Genomic DNA, 20,800 nt, shown 5'->3' with positions numbered 1-20,800 from the left:
CGTTAAAAACGCTATAATACTTTGCACTTTATTGACGATAAAAATGGGTGCTGCCAATGATTGATTCTCGACTTCCGCTTACTGATATTCACCGCCACCTTGATGGTAACATTCGTGCCCAAACCATCCTCGATCTGGGTCGTCAATTCAATCTTGCCTTGCCTGCCAACGATTTGGAAACGCTGCGTCCGCATGTTCAGGTCACCAAGACCGAGCCGGATCTGGTCAGTTTCCTGCAAAAACTGGATTGGGGCGTTGCCGTTCTGGGTTCGCTCGATGCCTGTCATCGCGTCGCGCAGGAAAACGTCGCCGATGCGGCGCGAGCCGGTCTGCATTACGCCGAGCTGCGTTTTTCCCCTTATTATATGGCGATGAACCATAAGCTGCCGATCGACGGCGTGGTCGAGGCCGTCATTGACGGCGTGCGTCGCGGTTGTCGCGATCACGACATCGACGTCAATCTGATTGGCATTCTCAGCCGCACCTTTGGTGAAGATGCCTGCGTTCAGGAACTCGAAGGATTACTGGCGCACAAAGACGGCATCACTGCGCTGGATTTGGCCGGTGATGAACTGGGTTTCCCGGGCAGTCTGTTCCTGGATCACTTTAATCGTGGCCGCGATGCCGGCTGGCAGATAACGGTGCATGCGGGTGAAGCCGCTGGCCCTGAAAGCATCTGGCAGGCCATTCGCGAGCTGGGCGCTGTGCGTATCGGGCACGGCGTCAAGGCCGCAGAAGATCCGGAGCTGATGGATTTCCTCGCCAAGCATCAGATTGGTATCGAGTCTTGCCTGACGTCGAATATTCAAACCAGCACCGTTTCTTCCCTGGAAAAACACCCGCTGGCGACGTTCCTGCGCCACGGCATTCTGGCTTCCATCAATACCGACGACCCTGCCGTGCAAGGTATCGAGATTGGTCATGAATATCAGGTTGCCGCGCCGGCAGCAGGACTCACACCCGCCGAAATTCGTCAGGCGCAGGAGAACGGTCTTAATATGGCCTTCCTCAGCGAAGCCGACAAACAACGTATCCGCGTTAAGGTACAGGGTTAATTGCACCACTGAAAAACAAAAAGGCCGCCTGATAGCGGCCTTTCTTTTAAGGTTCAACGCATTGATTATCTAGCGATTGCTGCACAATAAAGGTGTGCAATTCTGGATGAGGAACAGTGCCGTTAATTGGGCACCGCCAGCGCTTTTTGTTGCTGTGCAGACTCGATGCCCAGCTCAATCAACTCCATCACTTTAATCGCCTGTGACGCTGTCACGGGGTTTTTACCTTGCCCATTAATGGCATCGCGTACGCCCGCATAGTAAGCCGGATAATTCCCCGGAATAGTAAGCAGCGTTTTTTCGGCCATCACATCTTCATGATGCAGCGTAACCACGCCGTCGCGCATATCATAACCCCAATCGGGCTGCGGCAGACGTTCTCCTGCTTTCAGCCTGTCTTCCTGAGGATCCAGACCAAACTTCACAAAGCTGCCTTTTTCACCTTGAACAGTGAATCGCGGCGTTTCACCCGCGGCATAAACGGTGGAATGCAGCACCACGCGACGTCGTGGGTAGGTCAGCACGGTATGGAAATAATCCACTGCCTGCGCACCGGGGCGCAATTTTGCCTGATCGGAGTAAATGCTGTCCGGCACGCCAAAGAGTTCCAGCGCCTGATCCAGCAGGTGCGAACCCAGGTCGTACCAGATTCCACTGCCGAGATCGGCCGTTTCACGCCAGCGCGTTTTGACTTCTGGACGAAAACGGTCGTAATGAGATTCGAAATAGAGAATCTCGCCGAGCGTTCCCTCTTTGATAAGCGCTTTTAGCGTCAGGAAATCTGCATCCCAGCGGCGATTATGGAATACCGACAGCAGCTTTCCCTGCTCTTCGGCCAATATGTCAAGAGATCGGGCCTCGCCCAGCGTGACGGTAAAAGGCTTGTCGACAATGACATGCTTACCCGCTTCAAGCGCCTGTTGCGCCAGCGAAAAGTGTGTGGTGTTGGGGGTAGGAATCACCACCAAATCAATCGAGGGATCGTTGAACACTTCCTCGGGAGAGGCGACGACGTTGACCGATGGCCAATCGACGTTCACTTTCGAGGCATCGCTGCTCGAAACAACGGCCAATTCGAGTCCCGGCGTTCCCGCAATCAGGGGTGAATGAAACGTTTTACTCGCAAAACCGTAGCCAATCAGTCCAACACGAAGCGCAGCTGTCATCTTTTTATCCCTAAATTCGTGGTAAGCGTGCTGCCTAGTGTAGCGTAAATGGCCCGGTCGAGATCAATCAGACTTTGGCGCAAGTTATTCTTATGCGTAATTACGGGCATTAAAAGCTGTAAGTGGCAGCGTTTTCATTTTCGCGATAAGGCTTGGCCGGATAGTTGATTTCGATACTGCGGCGGCGAAAATCGCTCGGGCTGACGCCAACGCGTTTGCGGAACACCCGCGAGAAATACAATTGATCGTCATAACCGACTACGCGGCCAATGGTTGCTATCGATTCCTGAGTGGTTTGCAGCAGCAGTTTGGCGCGTATAACCCGTTGATCTTCCCGCCAACGCAGAATATTGATACCCACCTGTTCACGGAAAAGGTGGGCAAGACGCGACGGAGAAAGACAGACATGGCGCGCCACTTCGTCAATGCGCAACTCGCCCGCCAGATTACCGGTAATGAACTGACAGGCCTCGATGACGCGCGGATCCATGATTTTTTGCGGGCTTTGCGGGTCTTCTTCCATCGCTCTCAACAGCAGGCGCTCCAGCAGATTCATCCCTAACTCTTCACCAAATCGCCGCCCCGATTTTTGTGTCTGCTCGATGTTGGCGAACAGGCGATCAAACTCCAGCAGCAGCGTGTTGGTTCGGTAACGAGAGTCGGCCCACTTCCCGCGTTTTGCTGTGCCACTCCAGCCAGTCGGCCCAGTAGGCGCGAGGGCGGAAATAGACCCAGCGATGATACCAGCAATCGCTGTTGGCCGAACGGCTGTAAAGATGGCGCGCCTTGGGCGGAAACAGCAGAAGATCGCCCGGATTGCAGTAGAAAGTGTCTTCGCCATCAAACACTTTGCCCTGCCCCTTGACGGTCAGATTCAGGATGTAGCCTTTCATTCCGCCAGGGCGGTCGATTGAAAAATCAAGCGGACCGTCGGCCAGAATCGGCGTCATACCGGCTACCAGATAGGCATTGAAACTGTAGCCCGGAAGCAGCGGGTTGGACTGTTGGTCCTGAATCATGCGGTGATACATCGAGCCTCCTAAAATCATCACGTCGGGTCCTACCATTCTATCGGGCAATAAAATTACTGCCCGTTTGTGTTAAAAAATGTGAAGGAAAGTCACTTTTATGGACTTTTTTCCTTCCCGTGAGTCATTCAGACGCTGAAATCGTTTACACCGCGCGTTTGGCCTTCTGTTTGTAGCGGTCGAAAATCACCGCCGCCAGCAGGATCAACCCACGCACCACGTACTGCGAGAACGGCGAAATGTTTAGCAGGTTCATCGCATTCTCGACCGTTCCCAGAATCAGCACCCCTGCCACTACATAGGAGATTTTGCCGATGCCGCCCTTGAGCGATACGCCACCAAGCACGCAGGCCGAAATCACGATCAACTCATAGCCCAGCGAGGTCATCGGCTGGCCGCTGGTCATACGCGAAGCGAGAATGATCCCCGCTGCCGCAGATACAAGCCCCGAGAGCACGAAGATGATGATTTTGGTGCGCACCACCGGCACACCGGCGAGTCGCGCGGCCTCTTCATTGCCACCAATCGCCAGCGTATTGCGGCCAAAGGTGGTTTTGTTGAGCAGCAGACCAAAGGCGATGAGGCAGCCTACGGTAATCCAGATGGGCGCAGGCAGGCCGAACCAGTTGGCGTAACCCAGCGCGAAGAAGCGCTCGTCTTCAATGCCGACCGCCTTGCCGTCGGAAATGATGTAGGCGAGGCCGCGCACAATCTGCATGGTCGCAAGCGTGGTTATCAGCGCATTGATTTTCAGTTTCGCGATGACGAAACCGTTGACCAGCCCTGAAAGCATGCCAAGCAGCAGACCGGCACCTACGCCAATCCACAGGCTCTCGGTCATATTGATGACCACCGCGGCGGTCACCCCCGCACAGGCAATCACCGAGGCGACGGAGAGGTCAAAATCGCCCGAGGCCAGACAGAACAACATGCCGCAGGCGACCATGCCGGACATTGAGATAGCCAGCCCCAGCCCTTTCATATTGATGAACGAGCTGAAGTTGGGCACAAACAGCGTACAGGCAAGGAACAGCGCCGCGAATACCACCAGCATGCCGTAGCTGTCCCAGATACGCATCAGGCTCTGGCCCCCGCGCGCGGCCGCATTCGGCTGCTCGGGTTTGGTTGAATTGGTTGTCATACTGGACATCATTTAACTCCTGCTCGGAGGCGCCGGGGCAGCCTCCGCAATGGTGTGGGATTAGTTAACAGGTCAACATGCAATAAAAGCTGGCGTTGGCAATCAAGTCAGTTCCGGGGTTCGCAGCATCGCCATCCCCAAGGCTTTTTCTTCTGTGGCGTCGTCATGCGTCAGTTCGCCGGTTATCTCGCCTTCGCGCATGACCAGGATCCGGTCGGCGAGTCCCAGCACTTCAGGCAGATCGCTTGAGGCAAACAGCACCGCAATCCCCTGTTTTGCCAGCGCATAAATGACGTTGTAAATCTCGTGCTTCGCGCCGACGTCGATACCCCGCGTCGGTTCATCGAGCAAAATGACCTTCATCTCTTCCGACAGCCAGCGGCCGAGAATCGCCTTCTGCTGGTTGCCGCCCGACAGATTCATAATTAACTGTTCAGGACCGGGCGTTTTGATGTTGAGCGCCGTAATTTGTTTGCTGGCATTGATTGCCTCCCAGTGATTGTTGATAAGGCAACCGGCCTTGAGGCTTTTGCGGCGCGCGCTGATGTTGATATTGTCGCGTACCGAGTGCACGGGAATGATGCCGTCAGCCTTGCGGTCTTCAGGGCAAAGCATGATGCCCTGGCGAATCGCGTCGATGGGCGTGGTGATGTTCAGCGTTTTACCGTCCAGCAGAACGCGCCCCGAGGTGATTTTAGTGCCGCCAAACAGCCCTTTCATCAGTTCGCTGCGCCCGGCGCCGACCAGTCCGAACAACCCGACGATTTCACCCTGCCGCACCGTCAGGCTGATAGGCGTTTTCACCCCCGGTGCCTTGACCGCATCAAGTTCGAGGCGTACCTCTCCGTGTGGACGCGGCTGATAGCCGTACACATCGCCGAGATTGCGCCCGACCATCGCCTGCACCAGAATGTCGTGGTTAACCTGCTGCATGTCTTTGAATGTCCTGACATAGCGACCATCCTTGAACACGGTAATGGCATCGCTCAGCGCAAAAATCTCTTCCATGCGGTGTGAAACATACAAGATGACGCGCCCCTCGGAGCGCAGTTCGCGAATCACTCGAAACAGCTGCTCGATTTCACGGGCCGAGAGTGAGCTTGTAGGTTCGTCAAAGGCAATCACCTTGGCATTGCGCGCCAGCGCCTTGGCAATCTCCACCATCTGCCATTGCCCAATCGAGAGATACTTGAGCGGCGTGTCGGGGTCGATATCCAGCCCCAGATGCTCAAGCTGCAACTTGGCCTCATAGCGCAGCAGTTTGCGATTAACCCAACCGCGACGGCTCGGCAACTGCCCCAGATAGATGTTTTCCGCCACCGTCATTTCCGGCACCAGATGCAGTTCCTGATAGATAATGGCGACGCCTGCATCCAGCGCATCGGTGGTATGGACAAAATTCACCGGCTGACCCTTGATGAGAATCTGCCCCTGGGTCGGACTGTAGAAACCGCTCAGGATTTTCAGCAACGTGGATTTCCCCGCGCCGTTTTCCCCCATCAGGGCGTGGATCTGTCCGGCGTAGCAGTCAAAGCTGATGCCATCCAGCGCCTTGACGCCGGGAAAGGTCTTGCCTATCCCGTCAAACGTCAGGTAGGGCTGGCGGGTATCGAACGTGTCCAGCGACGGATTGAGCGCGGCTGACGATGTTAAAGAGAGCGAAGACATAGCGGTAACCCTTTATCTAATGACAGGGGATACGCCAGTGAATGCGCGTATCCATCAGACTATTTGCCGCCCAGCCCTTTTTTATCGAGCTCGGTCTTGAAGTTGTCGCGCGTGATAAGCACCACATCGGTGACTTCCGTGAATTTCGGCGGCTCGACGCCTTTGTTCACCCAGTCATTCAGCATCTGAATACTTTTATAGCCATGTACGTCCGGGCTTGGCAGCAGCGAGCCATAGAAACCGGTCTGTTCGTTTTTCGACAGTTCGTTGACCGCATCGACGCCGTTGATGCCGATACCAATCACATTGGCCGCCTTGAAGCCCTGACCTTCGGTGGCACGCACGCCGCCGAGCACGGTGTTGTCATTCATGCCCAGAATCAGCCAGTTTTTCACTTTGGGATGCTGCACCAGCAGTGAGTTGCCTGCGTCGAGTGCACCCGGAATGTCATTGGATTTGGTCGGCACCTTGAAGATTTGCGCGGCCGGGAAACCGGCGGCTTTCAGCGCGTCCATCGAGCCTGTCGTGCGGCGGCGCGCGGTGTCCAGCTCATCGGCGGTAATCGCCATCACGCCCGTGTCGGCCACATTCCAGCCGCGTTTCTGCATCTCTTTGTACAGCTCCTGTCCCTGGCGTTCGCCGATTTTGCTGGCCGCCATCATGACCAGCGGCACGTCTTCCATCGGTTTACCCTTGGCATTCACAAACTGGTCATCCACGGCGATAACTTTCAGGTCGTAACTGCGCGCCTTGGCCATGATGGCCGGCCCCAGTCGCGGGTCGGGCGTACAGATAACAAAGCCTTTCGCGCCGTTGGCCGCCAGACTGTCGATAGCGTTCAGCGTTTTTTCACCGTCGGGCACGGCAATCTTGATGACCTGGAAGTTGAGATCTTTCCCGGCTTTATCGGCAAACTTCCATTCTGTCTGGAACCACGGCTCCTCCGGCTGCTTGACCAGAAATCCCAGCTTCATGGAATCTGCTGCCATAGCCGAATGTGACATAACGGCCGCCAGTCCAACCGCTGCCAGCGCCTTAGTGAATTTATGCATGATGCTCTCCGACTTTTTATTGTTGTTACCCGCAGTTATTCCTACAGGCATGAAAACGTTATCAGTAAGGATCGTGTCGAAAAAAACCGCTAATAAACCACGCTGTAGGGGAATTCATTAACGGATTGAGATAAGACGAGATAAGTTTTAACCGGAATTTTTTACGAATATGGAGAGCGTTATCACAATTTAAAATTGCAGCCAATCTGTGCATATATTTAGCAAATTCAACCAAGCAGCCAGTTTATGACCGGCTTCACATATCTTTCATACGGAGCAGGAAAGTACATACTTCCAGCAGGTGCCTCCTCACTCTCGCCGTCATGCCTCTCTTAAGGTTATCAACAGCAAAAGTCAGCCGCCTGCAGGCTGATGCGGTCCTATAACTTCGGGGGAATTAACCATGGCGCAAGGCGCGATTGCTCTTGGTCTGGATTTTGGTAGCGACTCGGTGCGGGTTCTGGCCGTGGATTGTCACAGCGGTAAAGAGATAGATACGGATGTGGTGTATTACCCTCGCTGGCAGGAAGGCTTGTATTGTCATGCCGCAAAAAACCAGTTTCGCCATCACCCCCTCGACTATATCGAGGCGATGGAAAGCGCCATCGTCAATCTGGTGGCGCGACTGGGGCCGGAACTCAGCGCAAAGATTGTGGGTATCGGCGTAGATTCCACCGGTTCGACGCCCGCGCCGGTGGATGCGCAGGGTCGAGTGCTGGCGCTGCTGCCTGAATTTGCCGGCAATCCAAACGCCATGTTCGTGTTATGGAAAGATCACACCGCAATAGCCGAGGCCGAAGAGATAAACCACCTGTGCCGCAGCGGTCATTTTGCGGATTACACCCGCTATATCGGCGGCGTTTACTCCTCGGAGTGGTTCTGGGCCAAGATTCTGCATGTATCGCGTCAAGACAGCGCGGTGCGCGAGGCCGCCGCCTCCTGGGTGGAACTCTGTGACTGGGTGCCCGCCCTGCTTTCCGACACCCTCGCCCCTTCGCAGATGGCGCGCGGGCGGTGCAGCACGGGTCACAAGATGCTGTGGCATCCTTCCTGGGGGGTTCCCGCCACGCGAATTTTTTGCCGCACTGGACCCGTATCTGGTCGAAGATCTGCCTTATCCTCTGTTTATCGACACCCAAACCGCCGAGAAGCCCGTGGGGACGCTCAGCGCAGAATGGGCGCAGCGTCTTGGTTTACCGCAAAGCGTGGTAATTTCGGGCGGCGCATTTGACTGCCATATGGGCGCGGTCGGCGCGGGTGCGCAGCCTTATACGCTGGTCAAGGTGATTGGCACCTCAACCTGCGACATCCTGATAGCCGACAAGGCGCGCGTAGGCGAACGCGCGATAGCCGGGATTTGCGGACAGGTCGACGGCAGTGTGGTGCCCGACATGGTCGGCATGGAAGCGGGACAATCCGCGTTCGGCGATATGTACGCCTGGTTCAGCCAACTGCTCGGCTGGCCGCTTGGGCAACTCGCCAAGGCGCATCCCGAGCTGAAACCCCAGATTACAGTGATGAAAAAGACGCTGCTGGCCGATTTGACCACCGCATGGGCCGCCAATCCGACCCTCGACAGCCTGCCGCTGGTTCTGGACTGGTTCAACGGTCGCCGGACGCCGTTTGCCAATCAGCGACTGAAAGGCGTTATCACCGACATCAATCTGGGCACGCAGGCGCCTGAACTGTTTGGCGGTTTTATTGCAGCCACCGCCTTTGGCGCACGCGCCATCATGGAATGCTTCGAGCAACAGGATATTCCGGTCGAAAACGTGCTGACGCTTGGCGGTATTGCACGGAAATCGCCGGTCATCATGCAGGTGTGCGCCGATGTGATGAACCGTCCGCTGCAAATTGTCGCGTCGGATCAGTGCTGTGCGCTGGGTGCCGCCATCTTTGCCGCCTGCGCCGCCGGAGAGTTCGCCACCATTCCCGAAGCCCAGCAGTCGATGGCCTGCCAGATTGAACAGACCCTGCTGCCGGATCCCGAACGCGCTGCGCAGTTCCAGCGGTTGTATGAACGCTATCAGCAGTGGTGCGCGGCCTCCGAGCCGTTGTTTGCGGCCTCTGTTCCCGCTTGATTCCCGCGCCGGGGCGACCCGGCGACACCTCACCTTTTTCATGCACTTTCAGGAGTTATAAAATGGACGCATTCAAACAACTCGAAGTCTGGTTTGTTATCGGCAGTCAAAATCTTTACGGCGCAGAGACGCTGCGTCAGGTAAAAGAGAATGCCGAAAACGTGGTACAGGGCCTGAACCATTCAGCAGGGCTGCCCGTTAAGCTGGTGTTGAAACCGCTGGCCACCAGTCCCGACGAAATCACGGCCCTGTGTCGCGATGCCAACTACAACAAAGACTGTATCGGGTTGATAACCTGGCTGCACACCTTCTCTCCGGCGAAAATGTGGATCGCCGGACTCAGCATTCTGCACAAGCCGCTGATGCAGTTTCATACCCAGTTCAATGCCACCATTCCGTGGGACACCATGGACATGGACTTCATGAATCTTAACCAGACCGCGCACGGCGGCCGCGAATTCGGCTTTATCGGCGCGCGGATGCGCCAGCAGCACGCCGTGGTGACAGGGCATTGGGAAGATAAAGAGAGTCATCGCCGTATCGCCCAGTGGATGCGCGTTGCCGCCGCGAAAAATGAAGGCCAGCAGCTGAAACTGGCCCGTTTCGGCGACAATATGCGAGAAGTCGCCGTCACCGAAGGGGACAAAGTCGCGGCACAGATGAAGTTTGGCTACACCGTGAGTGCCTATGGCGTTGGCGATTTGGCGGCGGTCATCGACGAAGTGAGCCGTGGCGATGTCGATACCTTGATTGAAGAGTATGAAGCCACCTACCAGTTGACCGACGCAGTTAAACTGCACGGCGACAAGCGCGAAAACCTGATCGACGCCGCCCGTATCGAACTTGGCATGACCCGCTTCCTCGAACCAGGGCGGATTCAAAGCCTTCACCACCAACTTCGAGAACCTCTATGGCATCAAGCAGCTGCCGGGTCTTGCAGTACAGCGACTGATGCAGAAAGGCTATGGTTTCGGCGGTGAAGGTGACTGGAAAACGGCGGCCCTGCTGCGCATCCTGAAAGTAATGGCGAGCGGATTGCAGGGCGGCACTTCCTTTATGGAGGATTACACCTATAACTTCGAGGCAGGCAACGATTTGGTGGTCGGCTCGCATATGCTTGAAGTCTGCCCGAGTATCGCTACTTCGCAAAAACCGGTACTCGATGCGCAGTTCCTTGGCATAGGCGGCAAGGCGGATCCCGCGCGCCTTATCTTCTCCGTACCGGCAGGTCCGGCGGTGAATGCCTCTGTCATTGATATGGGGGACCGTTTCCGCCTGCTGGTGAATCTGGTTGATACCATCGAGCAGCCGAAACCGTTGCCGAAGCTGCCGGTCGCCCGCGCAATCTGGAAGGCGCAGCCGTCGTTGGCAACCGCGGCCGAAGCCTGGATTCTGGGCGGCGGTGCGCACCATACGGTGTTCTCGCAGGCGCTGGATATCGACTATCTACGTCTCTATGCCGAGTTGCATAACATCGAAATGCTGGTGATTGACAATGACACGACCCTGCCCGCGTTCAAGGATGCGCTGCGCTGGAACGAAGTCTATTACAAGCTGTGCGCCAACTGATTAAACTCGTATTAACTTTGTCTTGAAACCCGGCGCGGCGCCGTTTTCTGCCCCGGGTTTCATCCTTCCTCTCCACGAATTGATTATTCCTGCGCCATCCTCGCCCTGCCAACAGGCAAAAAGTGATAATTTTTACGCTGTTGCACCCCAATCACATGATCACGATAGCGACGAATCCTTTCACGCGTTAAGCTATCGCGCCTTGAATGTCCAAATCCGCCAGGTTGTGCAGGGTTTCTCGTTTTTAGACTGCGCCGGATTGTCATCAACTTGATTGAATAAGGTTTTTTATGTCGCAAACGTATGGCGCTCAGCGTATCGGTGGCTGGTTACTGGCTCCGATGGCTTACCTGATTGTCAACTTGCTCAGTGTGGTCCTGATGTTATTCCTCTATTCGATGGCGATTTTCAAGCCCGAATCGCGGGAATATCTGGTCACCAATTCGCAGGCATTTACCTTGCAGTGGTATTTTTCGGTCGTGACGACACTCGCGATGGGCTTCTTTACCCTCGTCGTACTGTGGCAATTTTGTCGCAAAGACAAGGCGTTACCCAAGCTCTACATCATCTGGCTGCTGGTGACCGTGTTGCTTGCCGTGAAGGCCTTTGCCTTCTCGCCCGTAACCGACGATCTGGCCGTGCGCAATCTGTTATGGCCGCTATTGGCGACGGCACTTTTAGTGCCCTATTTTAAACGTTCGCGCCGAGTCAAAGAGACGTTCATTCTTTAGTTCCGGCAGGAAATAAGTATTCAGGTTACTGGTTTTCAATATTTTTTAGGCACTCTCTCATGACATCATACTTATTACTGTTTATCGGTACCGTGCTGGTAAACAACTTTGTTTTGGTCAAGTTTCTTGGGCTTTGTCCGTTTATGGGCGTGTCCAAAAAGCTGGAATCGGCGATTGGCATGGGGTTGGCGACAACCTTCGTAATAACCTTGTCCAATATCTGCTCCTGGATTGTCAACACCTTCATATTGATGCCGCTGGGTCTGGTTTATCTGCGTACCATGGCCTTTATTCTGGTTATCGCCGTGGTGGTGCAGTTCACCGAGATGGTGGTACGCAAGACCAGCCCGTCTCTTTATCGCCTGCTGGGAATCTTCCTGCCGCTTATCACCACCAACTGTGCGGTACTCGGCGTGGCGCTGCTCAACATCAACCAGCAGTTCAACTTCATGCAGTCGGCGCTGTACGGCTTTGCCGCGTCGCTCGGCTTTTCGCTGGTCATGGTGCTGTTTGCCGCCATCCGTGAACGTCTGGTGGTTGCCGATGTGCCTGCGCTGGTTCCGGGGTTCTTCCATTGCCTTGGTCACCGCCGGTCTGATGTCTCTGGCCTTTATGGGCTTTACCGGGCTGGTGAAATTCTAATGTTCGAATTATGGGTTGCTATTGGAGCACTCAGCGCACTGGCGCTGGTGTTCGGCTTACTGCTGGGTTACGCCTCGCGCCGTTTTGCGGTCGAGGGTAATCCGGTTGTCGACCAGATTGACGATATTCTCCCGCAGAGCCAATGTGCCCAGTGCGGTTATCCTGGCTGCAAGCCTTATGCCGAAGCCGTCGCCAATGGCGATAAAATCAATAAATGTGTGCCGGGCGGCGAACCGGTCATGCTCAAGCTTGCCACGCTGCTGAACGTTGAACCGCAGCCGATGGACGGCGACGCCATTGAAGCCGTGCCCGTGCGCCGTATCGCGTATATCGATGAAAGCAACTGCATCGGCTGTACCAAATGTATTCAGGCCTGTCCGGTCGATGCCATCGTAGGCGCGACGCGCGCGGTGCATACCGTAGTTTCCGACCTTTGTACCGGCTGCGACCTGTGTGTCGCCCCCTGCCCGACCGACTGCATCGAGATGCTGCCGATCAAGACCACCACCGCGAACTGGAAATGGGACATGAACACCATTCCAGTGCAAATGATTCCTGCGGAGTAACATGTTTAATCTGTTTGCTGCGCTCAAAAAAGAGAAAATCTGGGACTTCGACGGCGGGATCCATCCGCCCGAAATGAAGACCCAGTCGAGCCTGGTGCCGCTGCGCCGGCTGCCTCTTCCCGAGCGTTTTATCCTCCCTTTGCAACAGCATCTGGGACCTGAAGGCGAGCTTTGCGTCAAAGCGGGCGATCGCGTCCTGAAGGGTCAGCCGCTGACTGTGGGCCGTGGCCGAACCGTTCCGGTGCATGCGCCAACCTCTGGCGTGATTGCGGCCATTGAACCGCATATCACCGCGCACCCCTCCGGTCTGAAAGAGCTGTGCGTAATTATCGATGCCGACGGTGAAGACCGCTGGGTGGAACGCGCCGTGGTTGAGGATTACACCCAACTCGACGCGGCAGCGCTCAATCAGTTGATTCATCAGGCCGGGATTGCCGGTCTGGGCGGCGCAGGTTTTCCGACGGCCAGCAAGATTCAGGGCAGTCTCGACCATACACGCACGCTCATTCTCAATGCCGCCGAATGCGAGCCGTACATTACCGCCGACGATCGCCTGATGCAGGAGCACGCCGACGAAATTTTGCAGGGCACGCGCATTCTCTGCCATATGCTGCATCCCGAGCAGGTATTGATTGGCATCGAAGACAACAAACCCGAGGCGATTGCCGCATTCAGGAAAGCGATTAAAAAAGAGCAGCATGCGGGAGTCAAAATCGAACTGCGCGTGGTGCCGACCAAATATCCTTCGGGCGGAGCCAAACAGCTCACGCGCATTCTGACCGGCAGAGAGGTGCCCAAAGGCAAACACTCCTCCGCCATCGGCGTGCTGATGCAAAACGTCGGAACGGTGTTTGCCATTAAACGCGCCATTCTCGACGCCGAACCGCTTATTGAACGCGTGGTTACGCTGACCGGCGAAGCCGTGAAAAAGCCCGGCAACGTCTGGGCGCGTCTTGGTACACCCGTCGCCCACCTGCTGCGCGAAGCCGAGTTTACTCCGCCAAACCATCAGAAAATGGTGATCATGGGCGGCCCGTTGATGGGCTTTACCCTGCCATCGCTTGACGTGCCAATCGTAAAAATCAGTAACTGCCTGCTTGCCCCATCCGAAAGTGAAATGGGACAGCCCGAGCCGGAAGAAGCCTGTATTCGCTGTAGTCTGTGTGCAGAATCCTGTCCCGCAGGGCTGCTGCCGCAACAGCTTTACTGGTTCAGCCGCGGGCAGGAGCACGAAAAAGCGCGCAATCACAACCTTTTCGACTGTATCGAATGCGGGGCCTGCGCCTACGTCTGTCCGAGCAACATTCCGCTGGTGCAGTATTATCGTCAGGAAAAAGCGGAGATTCGTGCACTGGATCTCGAAGCCTCTCGCGCCGCCGAAGCCAAGGCGCGTTTCGAAGCCAAGCAACAGCGTATGGAACGTGAAAAGCTGGCGCGTGAAGAGAAGCACAAGAAATCTGCGGTCAAACTCAGCGATGAAGACACCGCTGCGCTGAATCCGCGCGTCAGTGCCGCCGCCAAAATCCAGAAAACCGATGAAACGCCGGTTGCGGATCCGCGTCAGGCTGCATTGGCTGCCGCTATCGCCCGTGCCAAAGCGAAAAAGGCCGAGGTCATCAAAGACGGTGAGGACGTGCCGGTCTCCAACGAGCCTATTGAAACTCCGTCAGATATGCCGGTTGAAGGCGACAGCAGAAAAGCAGCCGTTGCCGCGGCCATCGCCCGCGCCAAAGCCAAGAAAGCGGCGGCGGCGGGTAATGCAGCCGACCCTGTTAGCAACAGCGATTCAGCAGCGCCAGCGCCGCAGGTAGCCGACGCCGCGTCAACGCAAGATTTAGAGGCCGAATCGCCGGAAGATAAACGCAAGGCGGCCGTTGCGGCGGCAATTGCACGTGCCAAGGCCAAGAAAGCGGCGGCGGAAACGCCTTCGCAGGACGTTGTTTCCTCGCCAGCGCCGCAGGTAGCAGATGCCGCGTCACCGCAAGATTTAGAGGCCGAATCGCCGGAAGATAAACGCAAGGCGGCCGTTGCGGCAGCAATTGCACGCGCCAAAGCCAAGAAAGCGGCGGCGGAAACGCCTTCGCAGGACGCTGTTTCCTCGCCAGCGCCGCAGGTAGCAGATGCCGCGTCACCGCAAGGTTTAGAGGCAGAATCGCCGGAAGACAAACGCAAGGCAGCCGTTGCGGCGGCGATTGCACGCGCCAAAGCCAAGAAAGCGGCGGCCAGCGCAACTTCCGATGAAGCCCCTCCTGTGACAACGTCACCTGAAAATGAAGTGCAGGCAGTACCACAAATAGAAAGCGATCCACGTAAAGCCGCCGTCGCTGCTGCGATCGCCCGCGTAAAGGCCCGTAAAGCCGCTCAAGCTCAGACGTTGTCGAGCGAAATGTCGAACGAGGAATAAATGGCCTTTAGAATTGCGAGTTCTCCTTTTACCCATAATCGGCAGAGCACCAGCTCAATCATGCTGATGGTTGTTTTGGCCTGTATTCCCGGCATTGTCGCGCAGGTCTGGTTCTTTGGTTATGGCACGCTGATTCAGATTGCGCTGTCCATTCTGATTGCCGTGCTGGCAGAAGGTGCCATATTACAGCTGCGCAAAATGCCCGTCGCCAAGCGTCTGGGTGACAATACCGCCCTGCTGACCGCCGTACTGCTCGGCGTCAGCCTGCCGCCGCTTGCGCCCTGGTGGATGATAGTTATTGGCACCGTGTTCGCCATTATCATCGCCAAACAGCTTTACGGCGGCCTTGGACAGAACCCGTTTAATCCGGCGATGGTCGGCTATGTCGTTCTGCTTATCTCTTTCCCGGTGCAGATGACAACCTGGTTGCCGCCCGATGCTTTACAGGCGCATCCCGTGGGCTTCGTGGACTCGCTGATGACGATTTTCAGCGGCCATGATTCGCAGAACATGACCGCCTACCAGCTCCAGATGAATGTCGACGGCATCACTCAGGCTACGCCGCTGGACGGTTTTAAAACCGGACTGCGTTCGGGTCATACGGCCGCGCAGGTGCTGGAACAGCCGCTGTTTAGCGGAGTGCTGGCAGGGCTCGGCTGGCAATGGATAAACCTGGGTTTCCTGCTGGGCGGTCTCTATCTGATGTGGCGTCGTATCATTAGCTGGCACATTCCCGTCAGCATACTGGCGATGCTGACCTTTTGCGGCACGCTTGCCTGGCTGCTGGCACCGGAGGCCTATTCGCCGCCCATGATTGGTCTGTTCTCGGGTGCCACGATGCTGGGCGCGTTCTTTATCGCCACCGATCCGGTTACCGCTTCGACCACGCCGAAAGGTCGCCTGATTTTTGGTGCCTTGATTGGCCTGCTGGTATGGCTGATTCGTGCCTACGGCGGTTATCCTGATGGGGTCGCCTTTGCCGTACTGCTTGCGAACATTACCGTGCCGCTGATTGATCATTACACGCAGCCTCGTGTTTACGGCCATCGTTAAGGAAAGACTATGTTAGATACAATGCGCCGCTACGGCCTGACGCTGGCCTTTTTCGGCATCCTGATGACCGGAATGACTGCACTGGTCAACCTGCTGACCAAGCCGACCATTGCTCATCAGGCACTGTTGCAGCAAAAATCGCTGTTTGATCAGGTGATTCCCGCAAGCGTGTATGACAATAACATGCAGCAGGAGTGTTACAACGTCACTAATGAGTCACTGGGTACTGCCACTGCGCACCATATGTATGTCGCGCGTAAAGGCGGTGAGCCGGTTGCGGCCGTGGTCGAAACCACCGCCCCCGACGGCTATTCCGGTGCCATCCAGCTCTTGGTAGCGGCAGATTTTCATGGCAAGGTATATGGGACGCGTGTCCTTGAACAACATGAAACGCCGGGCCTCGGCGACAAAATCGAAGTCAGAATCTCGGACTGGATCAAAAGTTTTGCCAATCAGACAGTTAACGGTGCCAATGACGGGCGCTGGGCCGTGAAGAAAGACGGCGGCATGTTTGATCAGTTTACGGGTGCTACTATTACGCCTCGGGCCGTGGTCCGCTCGGTAAAACGTACCGCCCTGTTTATCGAAACTGTGCCTGCGCAGCTTTCCCACCTCACCCCTTGTGGAGCACATGATGAGTGAAGCAAAAACACTAATCGTTAACGGGTTGTGGAAAAACAACTCCGCCCTCGTTCAGTTATTGGGCCTGTGTCCACTGCTGGCGGTCACCTCTACGGCGACCAACGCCCTTGGACTTGGCCTTGCCACCACTCTGGTGCTGACCTGTACCAATGCCATGATCTCCGCTTTCCGCCGCTGGGTACCAAGCGAAATCCGTATTCCCATTTACGTGTTAATCATCGCCTCTGTGGTCAGCACCGTTGAAATGCTGATCAACGCCTACGCCTTTGCGTTGTATCAGGCGCTCGGCATCTTTATTCCGCTTATCGTGACCAACTGTATCGTGGTCGGACGCGCAGAGGCCGTGGCCGCCAACAGCCCCGTACATCTTGCGGCGCTCGACGGCATGATGACCGGTCTTGGCGCGACCTCGGCAATGTTTGTGCTGGGATCACTGCGCGAGATTATCGGTTCGGGCGTTTTGTTCAACGGTGCCGACCTGCTGCTTGGCCCGTGGGCGAAAGTGCTTCGCATCGAAGTTATCCATCTCGATAACCCGTTCCTGCTGGCAATGCTGCCGCCGGGCGCATTTATCGGCCTGGGTATGCTGCTTGCCGGTAAATATCTCATAGACCAGCGGATGAAAGCCCGCGCAGCTGCACGCGCCGCGCATACGTTGCCCCATGGAAGCCATGAGAAAGCGTAATGAACAAGGAAAAACGCGTCAGTATTCTCGAGCGCCTGCGCGCCAACGATCCGCATCCCACGACTGAGCTGGTTTACACCACGCCCTTCGAGTTATTGATTGCTGTGCTGCTTTCCGCACAGGCGACCGATGTGAGCGTCAACAAGGCCACCGCCAAGCTTTATCCGGTAGCAAATACCCCGCAGGCAATCTGGGATCTCGGCGTTGACGGCGTCAAGGACTACATCAAGACCATCGGGCTGTTCAACGCCAAAGCCGAAAACGTCATCAAGACCTGTCGTATTTTGCTGGACCAGCATCAGGGACAGGTGCCCGAAGACCGCGCGGCGCTTGAAGCCCTGCCGGGAGTGGGTCGCAAGACGGCCAATGTGGTGCTTAACACGGCCTTCGGCTGGCCGACCATCGCCGTCGACACTCACATCTTCCGCGTGTGCAATCGTACCCGCTTTGCGCCCGGTGAAACGGTCGAAAAAGTCGAAGATCGCCTGCTGAAAGTGGTGCCCGCCGAGTTCAAGCTGGATTGCCACCACTGGTTTATCCTGCACGGCCGTTACACCTGCGTGGCCCGCAAACCGCGCTGCGGTTCGTGTTTGATTGAAGATTTATGCGAGTACAAGGAAAAGGTCGAGGTATAAAAAGGGTTTTCTCGTTTTAGATTTGGGAAATCTAAAGGCAAAGTTTGATTTTTAAGATTGGGAATCTAAGGCAACTTTTAAATATAAGTTCAAGGTCAACGGCATGCGCTGCGCTTACTGGGCGGCGTCTCGGAGGCGCGGCTTAAATGCCAATTTGCAGGGCAACGGGCTCCGAGGAATTTTTCCGGTTTCAAAACTTCAATGGGCATTTGACCCACAGCGCCGGAACCGGGCAAGAGGTGGAAGGCGCCACCTCTTGCATCTCTGCGCCTTTTGTCCTCGCCAAGCCGTGCCATTCTCAAGTTTGTAGATCTTTCCAGACGCGCCCGCGCGTGGCGTAGGTCGCGCCGCGCCGCGGTCCCTTCACTTCGTTCGCAAGCCAAAAACGTCTTGCTCAACTTCACTCAGCGCCGCCCCGAATCCGCCAGTATCAGCTTCTACCCAAAATCGTGTTCATCCTTCCGCGTCGCCTGCCCACAAACGGCTTATTTCTGGAAGCGAAAATATGAAAGACCTTACTTACCCCCATTTCCAGAATAATTAAAACTCAAAAGGGTTAGGCCATCTCTGTTCAAAGAAAATAGGTTTCGCCTTTGGAGGGAACGGGTCTTGACCGCGGGCGGGTTGCCGGTTTTGGGGTAGAGGCTGTGATTGGCGGTATCAGGGCGGCTCGGAACGGCGTGAGCGAGACGTGTTTGGCTCGCGAGCGGAGTGACGGGAGCGCGGAGCGCCGCGACCCACGCCACACGGCGGGGGTAACTGAAACGATGTCGTTATTTTGCACTTATCGCGTCGCGAGGGCAAAGGGCGCGGGATTCCAAAGGGTGTGGGCCCAGGCACACCCTTTGGGCGGTCTGGGCCGCCGCCCAGTAAGCGCAGCGCATGCTGTTTAACTTGAACTTATATTTAAAAAGTTGCCTTAGATTCCCAATCTAAAAATCCAGTTTGCTTTAAGATTTTCAAATCTTAAGAACCCGAAATTTTCCAATTTCAGTGCTACAGGAAGGATTTAGCCTGCTTCAACACGACGTTACAGGCTTTGGTCTTCACCTTTTCCTTGATCTGGTTGAAACCGCCGGTGCCGAGGGTGGAGAGATCGATGTTTTGACCGTTGCCGGTGTGCAGCAGACCGTTCAGACCATCCTGATAGTCGGTTTTCTGGGCAGCAGTCGTGGAGTCCTGAAGACCCAGCTTGCTCATTAGCTTATCTTTAACGGAAGTAGTGCTGGTGGATGAAAGCACATTGTTTTTCACGCAATATTCAAGCACACCTGCGGCATTGGTGCTGCTGTTGGCGGCCAGATTGTTGTTGCTGCCGTTTAGCAAGGTCGTAAGCTGGCTGAGCGAGTTGGTATTGGTGGTATTGGCTGCGCCCGTGTTGGCCGCTGTACCGCCGCCGAGTTGCTGATTGGCCGCATCCGTCAAGGAACCCAACAGATTGTTGGCCGCCTGCGCGCCGCTTGCCAGAAGGAATCCACTTGCCGCTATAGCCAACACGGTGCTTTTGAATGCTTTCATTATTGCTCCCTTTATTCTGCGTTAAATGTTCTGTCTTAACAGAACGCTGACTCTTTCTTTACGCAAGCTTGGCGTGTCAACGCGGCATTCGCAATAGGAATTGGTCGGATAAATCAGCCTTGAGGGAGATTTCCACGGTCGGCAAGCCACTGACTCGCCGCGCCGAAGAAGTGCTGCGCCAACGGCGTTGCCCTCCCCGCTTCGGCCACCACCAGCGCGGCATGGCGGCTCATTGGCGTGATGTCCAGCGGGCACCGTTTCAGCGCAGGTGTCATGTCGTCAATCAGATGGCCACGCGGCACCAGTGCGCATCCCAGCCCGACAAAAACGCCCTGCATCAACTGGAAAATGGAACTGCTTTCGAGAATCGGGTGGAGTTCGAGTCCGTTAATGCGAAAATAGTTGTCGAGATAGCGTCGAAAATAACGGCTGGCTTCGGACAGGCATAAGGGCAATGCCGCAACCTGGGCAGCTTCCAGGCGCTCAACGCCCTCAAGCTGCGGGAAATGGGCAGGATGATAAACCAGGTCCACTCCGCCATCCTGTAGCGGAAACAGTTGAAAACGCAGTTCGTTGAGCGTGGAGAACTCGAAGAAGCCAATGCCGATATCGACAGAATGACTGCTCAGCGATTCAATAAGCTGGTCGGCGCTGACTTCTGAAACGCGGTAATCCAGCCCCGCATGATTCTCGCCTATTCCTTTGAGCAACGCAGACAGTGACAGGCTGCACTGCGGCATCACGCCAATGCGCAACGTGCCGCTTAACCCCTGTTTCAGAGAGGCAACCTCAAGTTTCAAACCCTCATACACAGAGACAATCTCGCGCGCCCAGCTTAAGACTCGCAGCCCTTCCGGCGTAAACCCTTCAAAGTTATTTCCGCGATTGATGAGACTGAGATCCAGCTCTTTTTCCAGATTCTTAAGACGCATTGATAAGGTAGGTTGGCTCACAAAACTGGCTTCTGCCGCACGGCCAAAATGTTTTTCGCGTTCGAGATTACATAAATACTGAAGTTGCTTGATATCCATGAATATAGTGCTGGCCTGCAGGGAGTGAGTGTCGAAAGTATAACAAATATGCAAAAACGAAGTTGATTTACACTGGCATTAAACATGAAACTTTACTTAACTGAACGTTAGGGTAAAGTTTAATTCTTCCTTC

Annotated in this window: 14 protein-coding genes and 4 pseudogenes; 11 read left to right on the top strand and 7 right to left on the bottom strand. The window is 55.6% G+C overall.

The genetic code is table 11. From position 1 onward, the window contains the following. Positions 1–56 precede the first annotated feature (56 nt). The gene (add, locus tag O1V66_RS06735; RefSeq protein ID WP_045047907.1) at positions 57–1,055 is read left to right on the top strand and encodes an adenosine deaminase; all 999 of its coding nucleotides are present in this window, start codon (positions 57–59) and stop codon (positions 1,053–1,055) included. A gap of 122 nt (positions 1,056–1,177) precedes the next feature. Here the strand turns inward: add and O1V66_RS06730 are convergent, their stop codons facing one another. The 5 genes and pseudogenes from O1V66_RS06730 to O1V66_RS06710 form a co-directional block, all read right to left on the bottom strand. Then, positions 1,178–2,221, bottom strand: coding sequence for an oxidoreductase (locus tag O1V66_RS06730; RefSeq protein WP_045047908.1), 1,044 nt, complete (start codon positions 2,219–2,221; stop codon positions 1,178–1,180). Between the two features lie 109 nt (positions 2,222–2,330). Continuing rightward, positions 2,331–3,252: pseudogene (araC, locus tag O1V66_RS06725) on the bottom strand (arabinose operon transcriptional regulator AraC). A 142-nt stretch (positions 3,253–3,394) separates the two neighbouring features. Beyond that, positions 3,395–4,399 carry an L-arabinose ABC transporter permease AraH gene (araH, locus tag O1V66_RS06720; protein WP_045047910.1) on the bottom strand — a complete coding sequence of 335 codons (1,005 nt, stop codon included), beginning with the start codon at positions 4,397–4,399 and terminating at the stop codon, positions 3,395–3,397. 93 nt (positions 4,400–4,492) lie between these two features. Then, a complete protein-coding gene (gene araG / locus O1V66_RS06715) occupies positions 4,493–6,058 on the bottom strand; it encodes an L-arabinose ABC transporter ATP-binding protein AraG (protein ID WP_045047911.1) in 1,566 nt (521 codons plus the stop codon). Between the two features lie 59 nt (positions 6,059–6,117). Then, positions 6,118–7,110 carry an arabinose ABC transporter substrate-binding protein gene (locus tag O1V66_RS06710; protein WP_045047912.1) on the bottom strand — a complete coding sequence of 331 codons (993 nt, stop codon included), beginning with the start codon at positions 7,108–7,110 and terminating at the stop codon, positions 6,118–6,120. Between the two features lie 403 nt (positions 7,111–7,513). On the opposite strand from O1V66_RS06710, the pseudogene O1V66_RS06705 reads away from it, so the two are divergent. From O1V66_RS06705 to nth, 10 genes and pseudogenes are all read left to right on the top strand, one after another. Then, positions 7,514–9,191 (top strand): annotated as a pseudogene (locus O1V66_RS06705) (ribulokinase). Between the two features lie 62 nt (positions 9,192–9,253). Next, positions 9,254–10,760, top strand: a pseudogene (gene araA, locus O1V66_RS06700) (L-arabinose isomerase). 290 nt (positions 10,761–11,050) lie between these two features. Continuing rightward, on the top strand, positions 11,051–11,491 hold the full coding sequence (locus O1V66_RS06695) for a DUF2569 domain-containing protein (protein ID WP_045047915.1): 441 nt from the start codon (positions 11,051–11,053) through the stop codon (positions 11,489–11,491). Between the two features lie 59 nt (positions 11,492–11,550). Beyond that, positions 11,551–12,133: pseudogene (gene rsxA / locus O1V66_RS06690) on the top strand (electron transport complex subunit RsxA). Beyond that, positions 12,133–12,699, top strand: coding sequence for an electron transport complex subunit RsxB (gene rsxB / locus O1V66_RS06685; protein WP_045047917.1), 567 nt, complete (start codon positions 12,133–12,135; stop codon positions 12,697–12,699). Before rsxA ends, rsxB begins: the two are co-directional and overlap by 1 nt. 1 nt (position 12,700) lies before the next feature. Next, positions 12,701–15,103 carry an electron transport complex subunit RsxC gene (gene rsxC / locus O1V66_RS06680; RefSeq protein ID WP_045047918.1) on the top strand — a complete coding sequence of 801 codons (2,403 nt, stop codon included), beginning with the start codon at positions 12,701–12,703 and terminating at the stop codon, positions 15,101–15,103. After that, positions 15,104–16,156: an electron transport complex subunit RsxD gene (gene rsxD, locus O1V66_RS06675; RefSeq protein ID WP_045047919.1), complete on the top strand. Its 1,053-nt coding sequence runs from the start codon at positions 15,104–15,106 to the stop codon at positions 16,154–16,156. Positions 16,157–16,165: 9 nt separating this feature from the next. Then, the gene (gene rsxG / locus O1V66_RS06670; RefSeq protein WP_045047920.1) at positions 16,166–16,798 is read left to right on the top strand and encodes an electron transport complex subunit RsxG; all 633 of its coding nucleotides are present in this window, start codon (positions 16,166–16,168) and stop codon (positions 16,796–16,798) included. Continuing rightward, positions 16,791–17,483, top strand: coding sequence for an electron transport complex subunit E (locus O1V66_RS06665; RefSeq protein ID WP_045047921.1), 693 nt, complete (start codon positions 16,791–16,793; stop codon positions 17,481–17,483). The genes rsxG and O1V66_RS06665 overlap by 8 nt, the downstream gene beginning before the upstream one ends. Continuing rightward, positions 17,483–18,118: an endonuclease III gene (gene nth / locus O1V66_RS06660; protein ID WP_045047922.1), complete on the top strand. Its 636-nt coding sequence runs from the start codon at positions 17,483–17,485 to the stop codon at positions 18,116–18,118. The genes O1V66_RS06665 and nth overlap by 1 nt, the downstream gene beginning before the upstream one ends. Positions 18,119–19,114: 996 nt before the next feature. Here nth and O1V66_RS06655 read toward each other — a convergent pair. Together O1V66_RS06655 and O1V66_RS06650 are read right to left on the bottom strand one after the other, a co-directional pair. Continuing rightward, positions 19,115–19,636, bottom strand: a complete 522-nt coding sequence (locus O1V66_RS06655) for a YjjA family protein (protein WP_045047923.1) — start codon at positions 19,634–19,636, stop codon at positions 19,115–19,117. 113 nt (positions 19,637–19,749) lie between these two features. Beyond that, the gene (locus O1V66_RS06650) at positions 19,750–20,667 is read right to left on the bottom strand and encodes a LysR family transcriptional regulator (protein WP_045047924.1); all 918 of its coding nucleotides are present in this window, start codon (positions 20,665–20,667) and stop codon (positions 19,750–19,752) included. Between the last annotated feature and the right edge of the window lie 133 nt (positions 20,668–20,800).

Origin of the sequence: Rouxiella chamberiensis, from assembly GCF_026967475.1 — a bacterium.
GTDB lineage: Bacteria > Pseudomonadota > Gammaproteobacteria > Enterobacterales > Enterobacteriaceae > Rouxiella > Rouxiella chamberiensis.
This window is presented reverse-complemented; position numbering and strand designations above follow the sequence as displayed.

Bases quoted from the DNA above. Each gene is read 5' to 3' on its own strand.
- add (WP_045047907.1), top strand. From the start codon at position 57: ATGATTGATTCTCGACTTCCGCTTACTGATATTCACCGCCACCTTGAT.
- O1V66_RS06730 (WP_045047908.1), bottom strand. From the start codon at position 2,221: ATGACAGCTGCGCTTCGTGTTGGACTGATTGGCTACGGTTTTGCGAGT.
- araH (WP_045047910.1), bottom strand. From the start codon at position 4,399: ATGTCCAGTATGACAACCAATTCAACCAAACCCGAGCAGCCGAATGCG.
- araG (WP_045047911.1), bottom strand. From the start codon at position 6,058: ATGTCTTCGCTCTCTTTAACATCGTCAGCCGCGCTCAATCCGTCGCTG.
- O1V66_RS06710 (WP_045047912.1), bottom strand. From the start codon at position 7,110: ATGCATAAATTCACTAAGGCGCTGGCAGCGGTTGGACTGGCGGCCGTT.
- O1V66_RS06695 (WP_045047915.1), top strand. From the start codon at position 11,051: ATGTCGCAAACGTATGGCGCTCAGCGTATCGGTGGCTGGTTACTGGCT.
- rsxB (WP_045047917.1), top strand. From the start codon at position 12,133: ATGTTCGAATTATGGGTTGCTATTGGAGCACTCAGCGCACTGGCGCTG.
- rsxC (WP_045047918.1), top strand. From the start codon at position 12,701: ATGTTTAATCTGTTTGCTGCGCTCAAAAAAGAGAAAATCTGGGACTTC.
- rsxD (WP_045047919.1), top strand. From the start codon at position 15,104: ATGGCCTTTAGAATTGCGAGTTCTCCTTTTACCCATAATCGGCAGAGC.
- rsxG (WP_045047920.1), top strand. From the start codon at position 16,166: ATGTTAGATACAATGCGCCGCTACGGCCTGACGCTGGCCTTTTTCGGC.
- O1V66_RS06665 (WP_045047921.1), top strand. From the start codon at position 16,791: ATGAGTGAAGCAAAAACACTAATCGTTAACGGGTTGTGGAAAAACAAC.
- nth (WP_045047922.1), top strand. From the start codon at position 17,483: ATGAACAAGGAAAAACGCGTCAGTATTCTCGAGCGCCTGCGCGCCAAC.
- O1V66_RS06655 (WP_045047923.1), bottom strand. From the start codon at position 19,636: ATGAAAGCATTCAAAAGCACCGTGTTGGCTATAGCGGCAAGTGGATTC.
- O1V66_RS06650 (WP_045047924.1), bottom strand. From the start codon at position 20,667: ATGGATATCAAGCAACTTCAGTATTTATGTAATCTCGAACGCGAAAAA.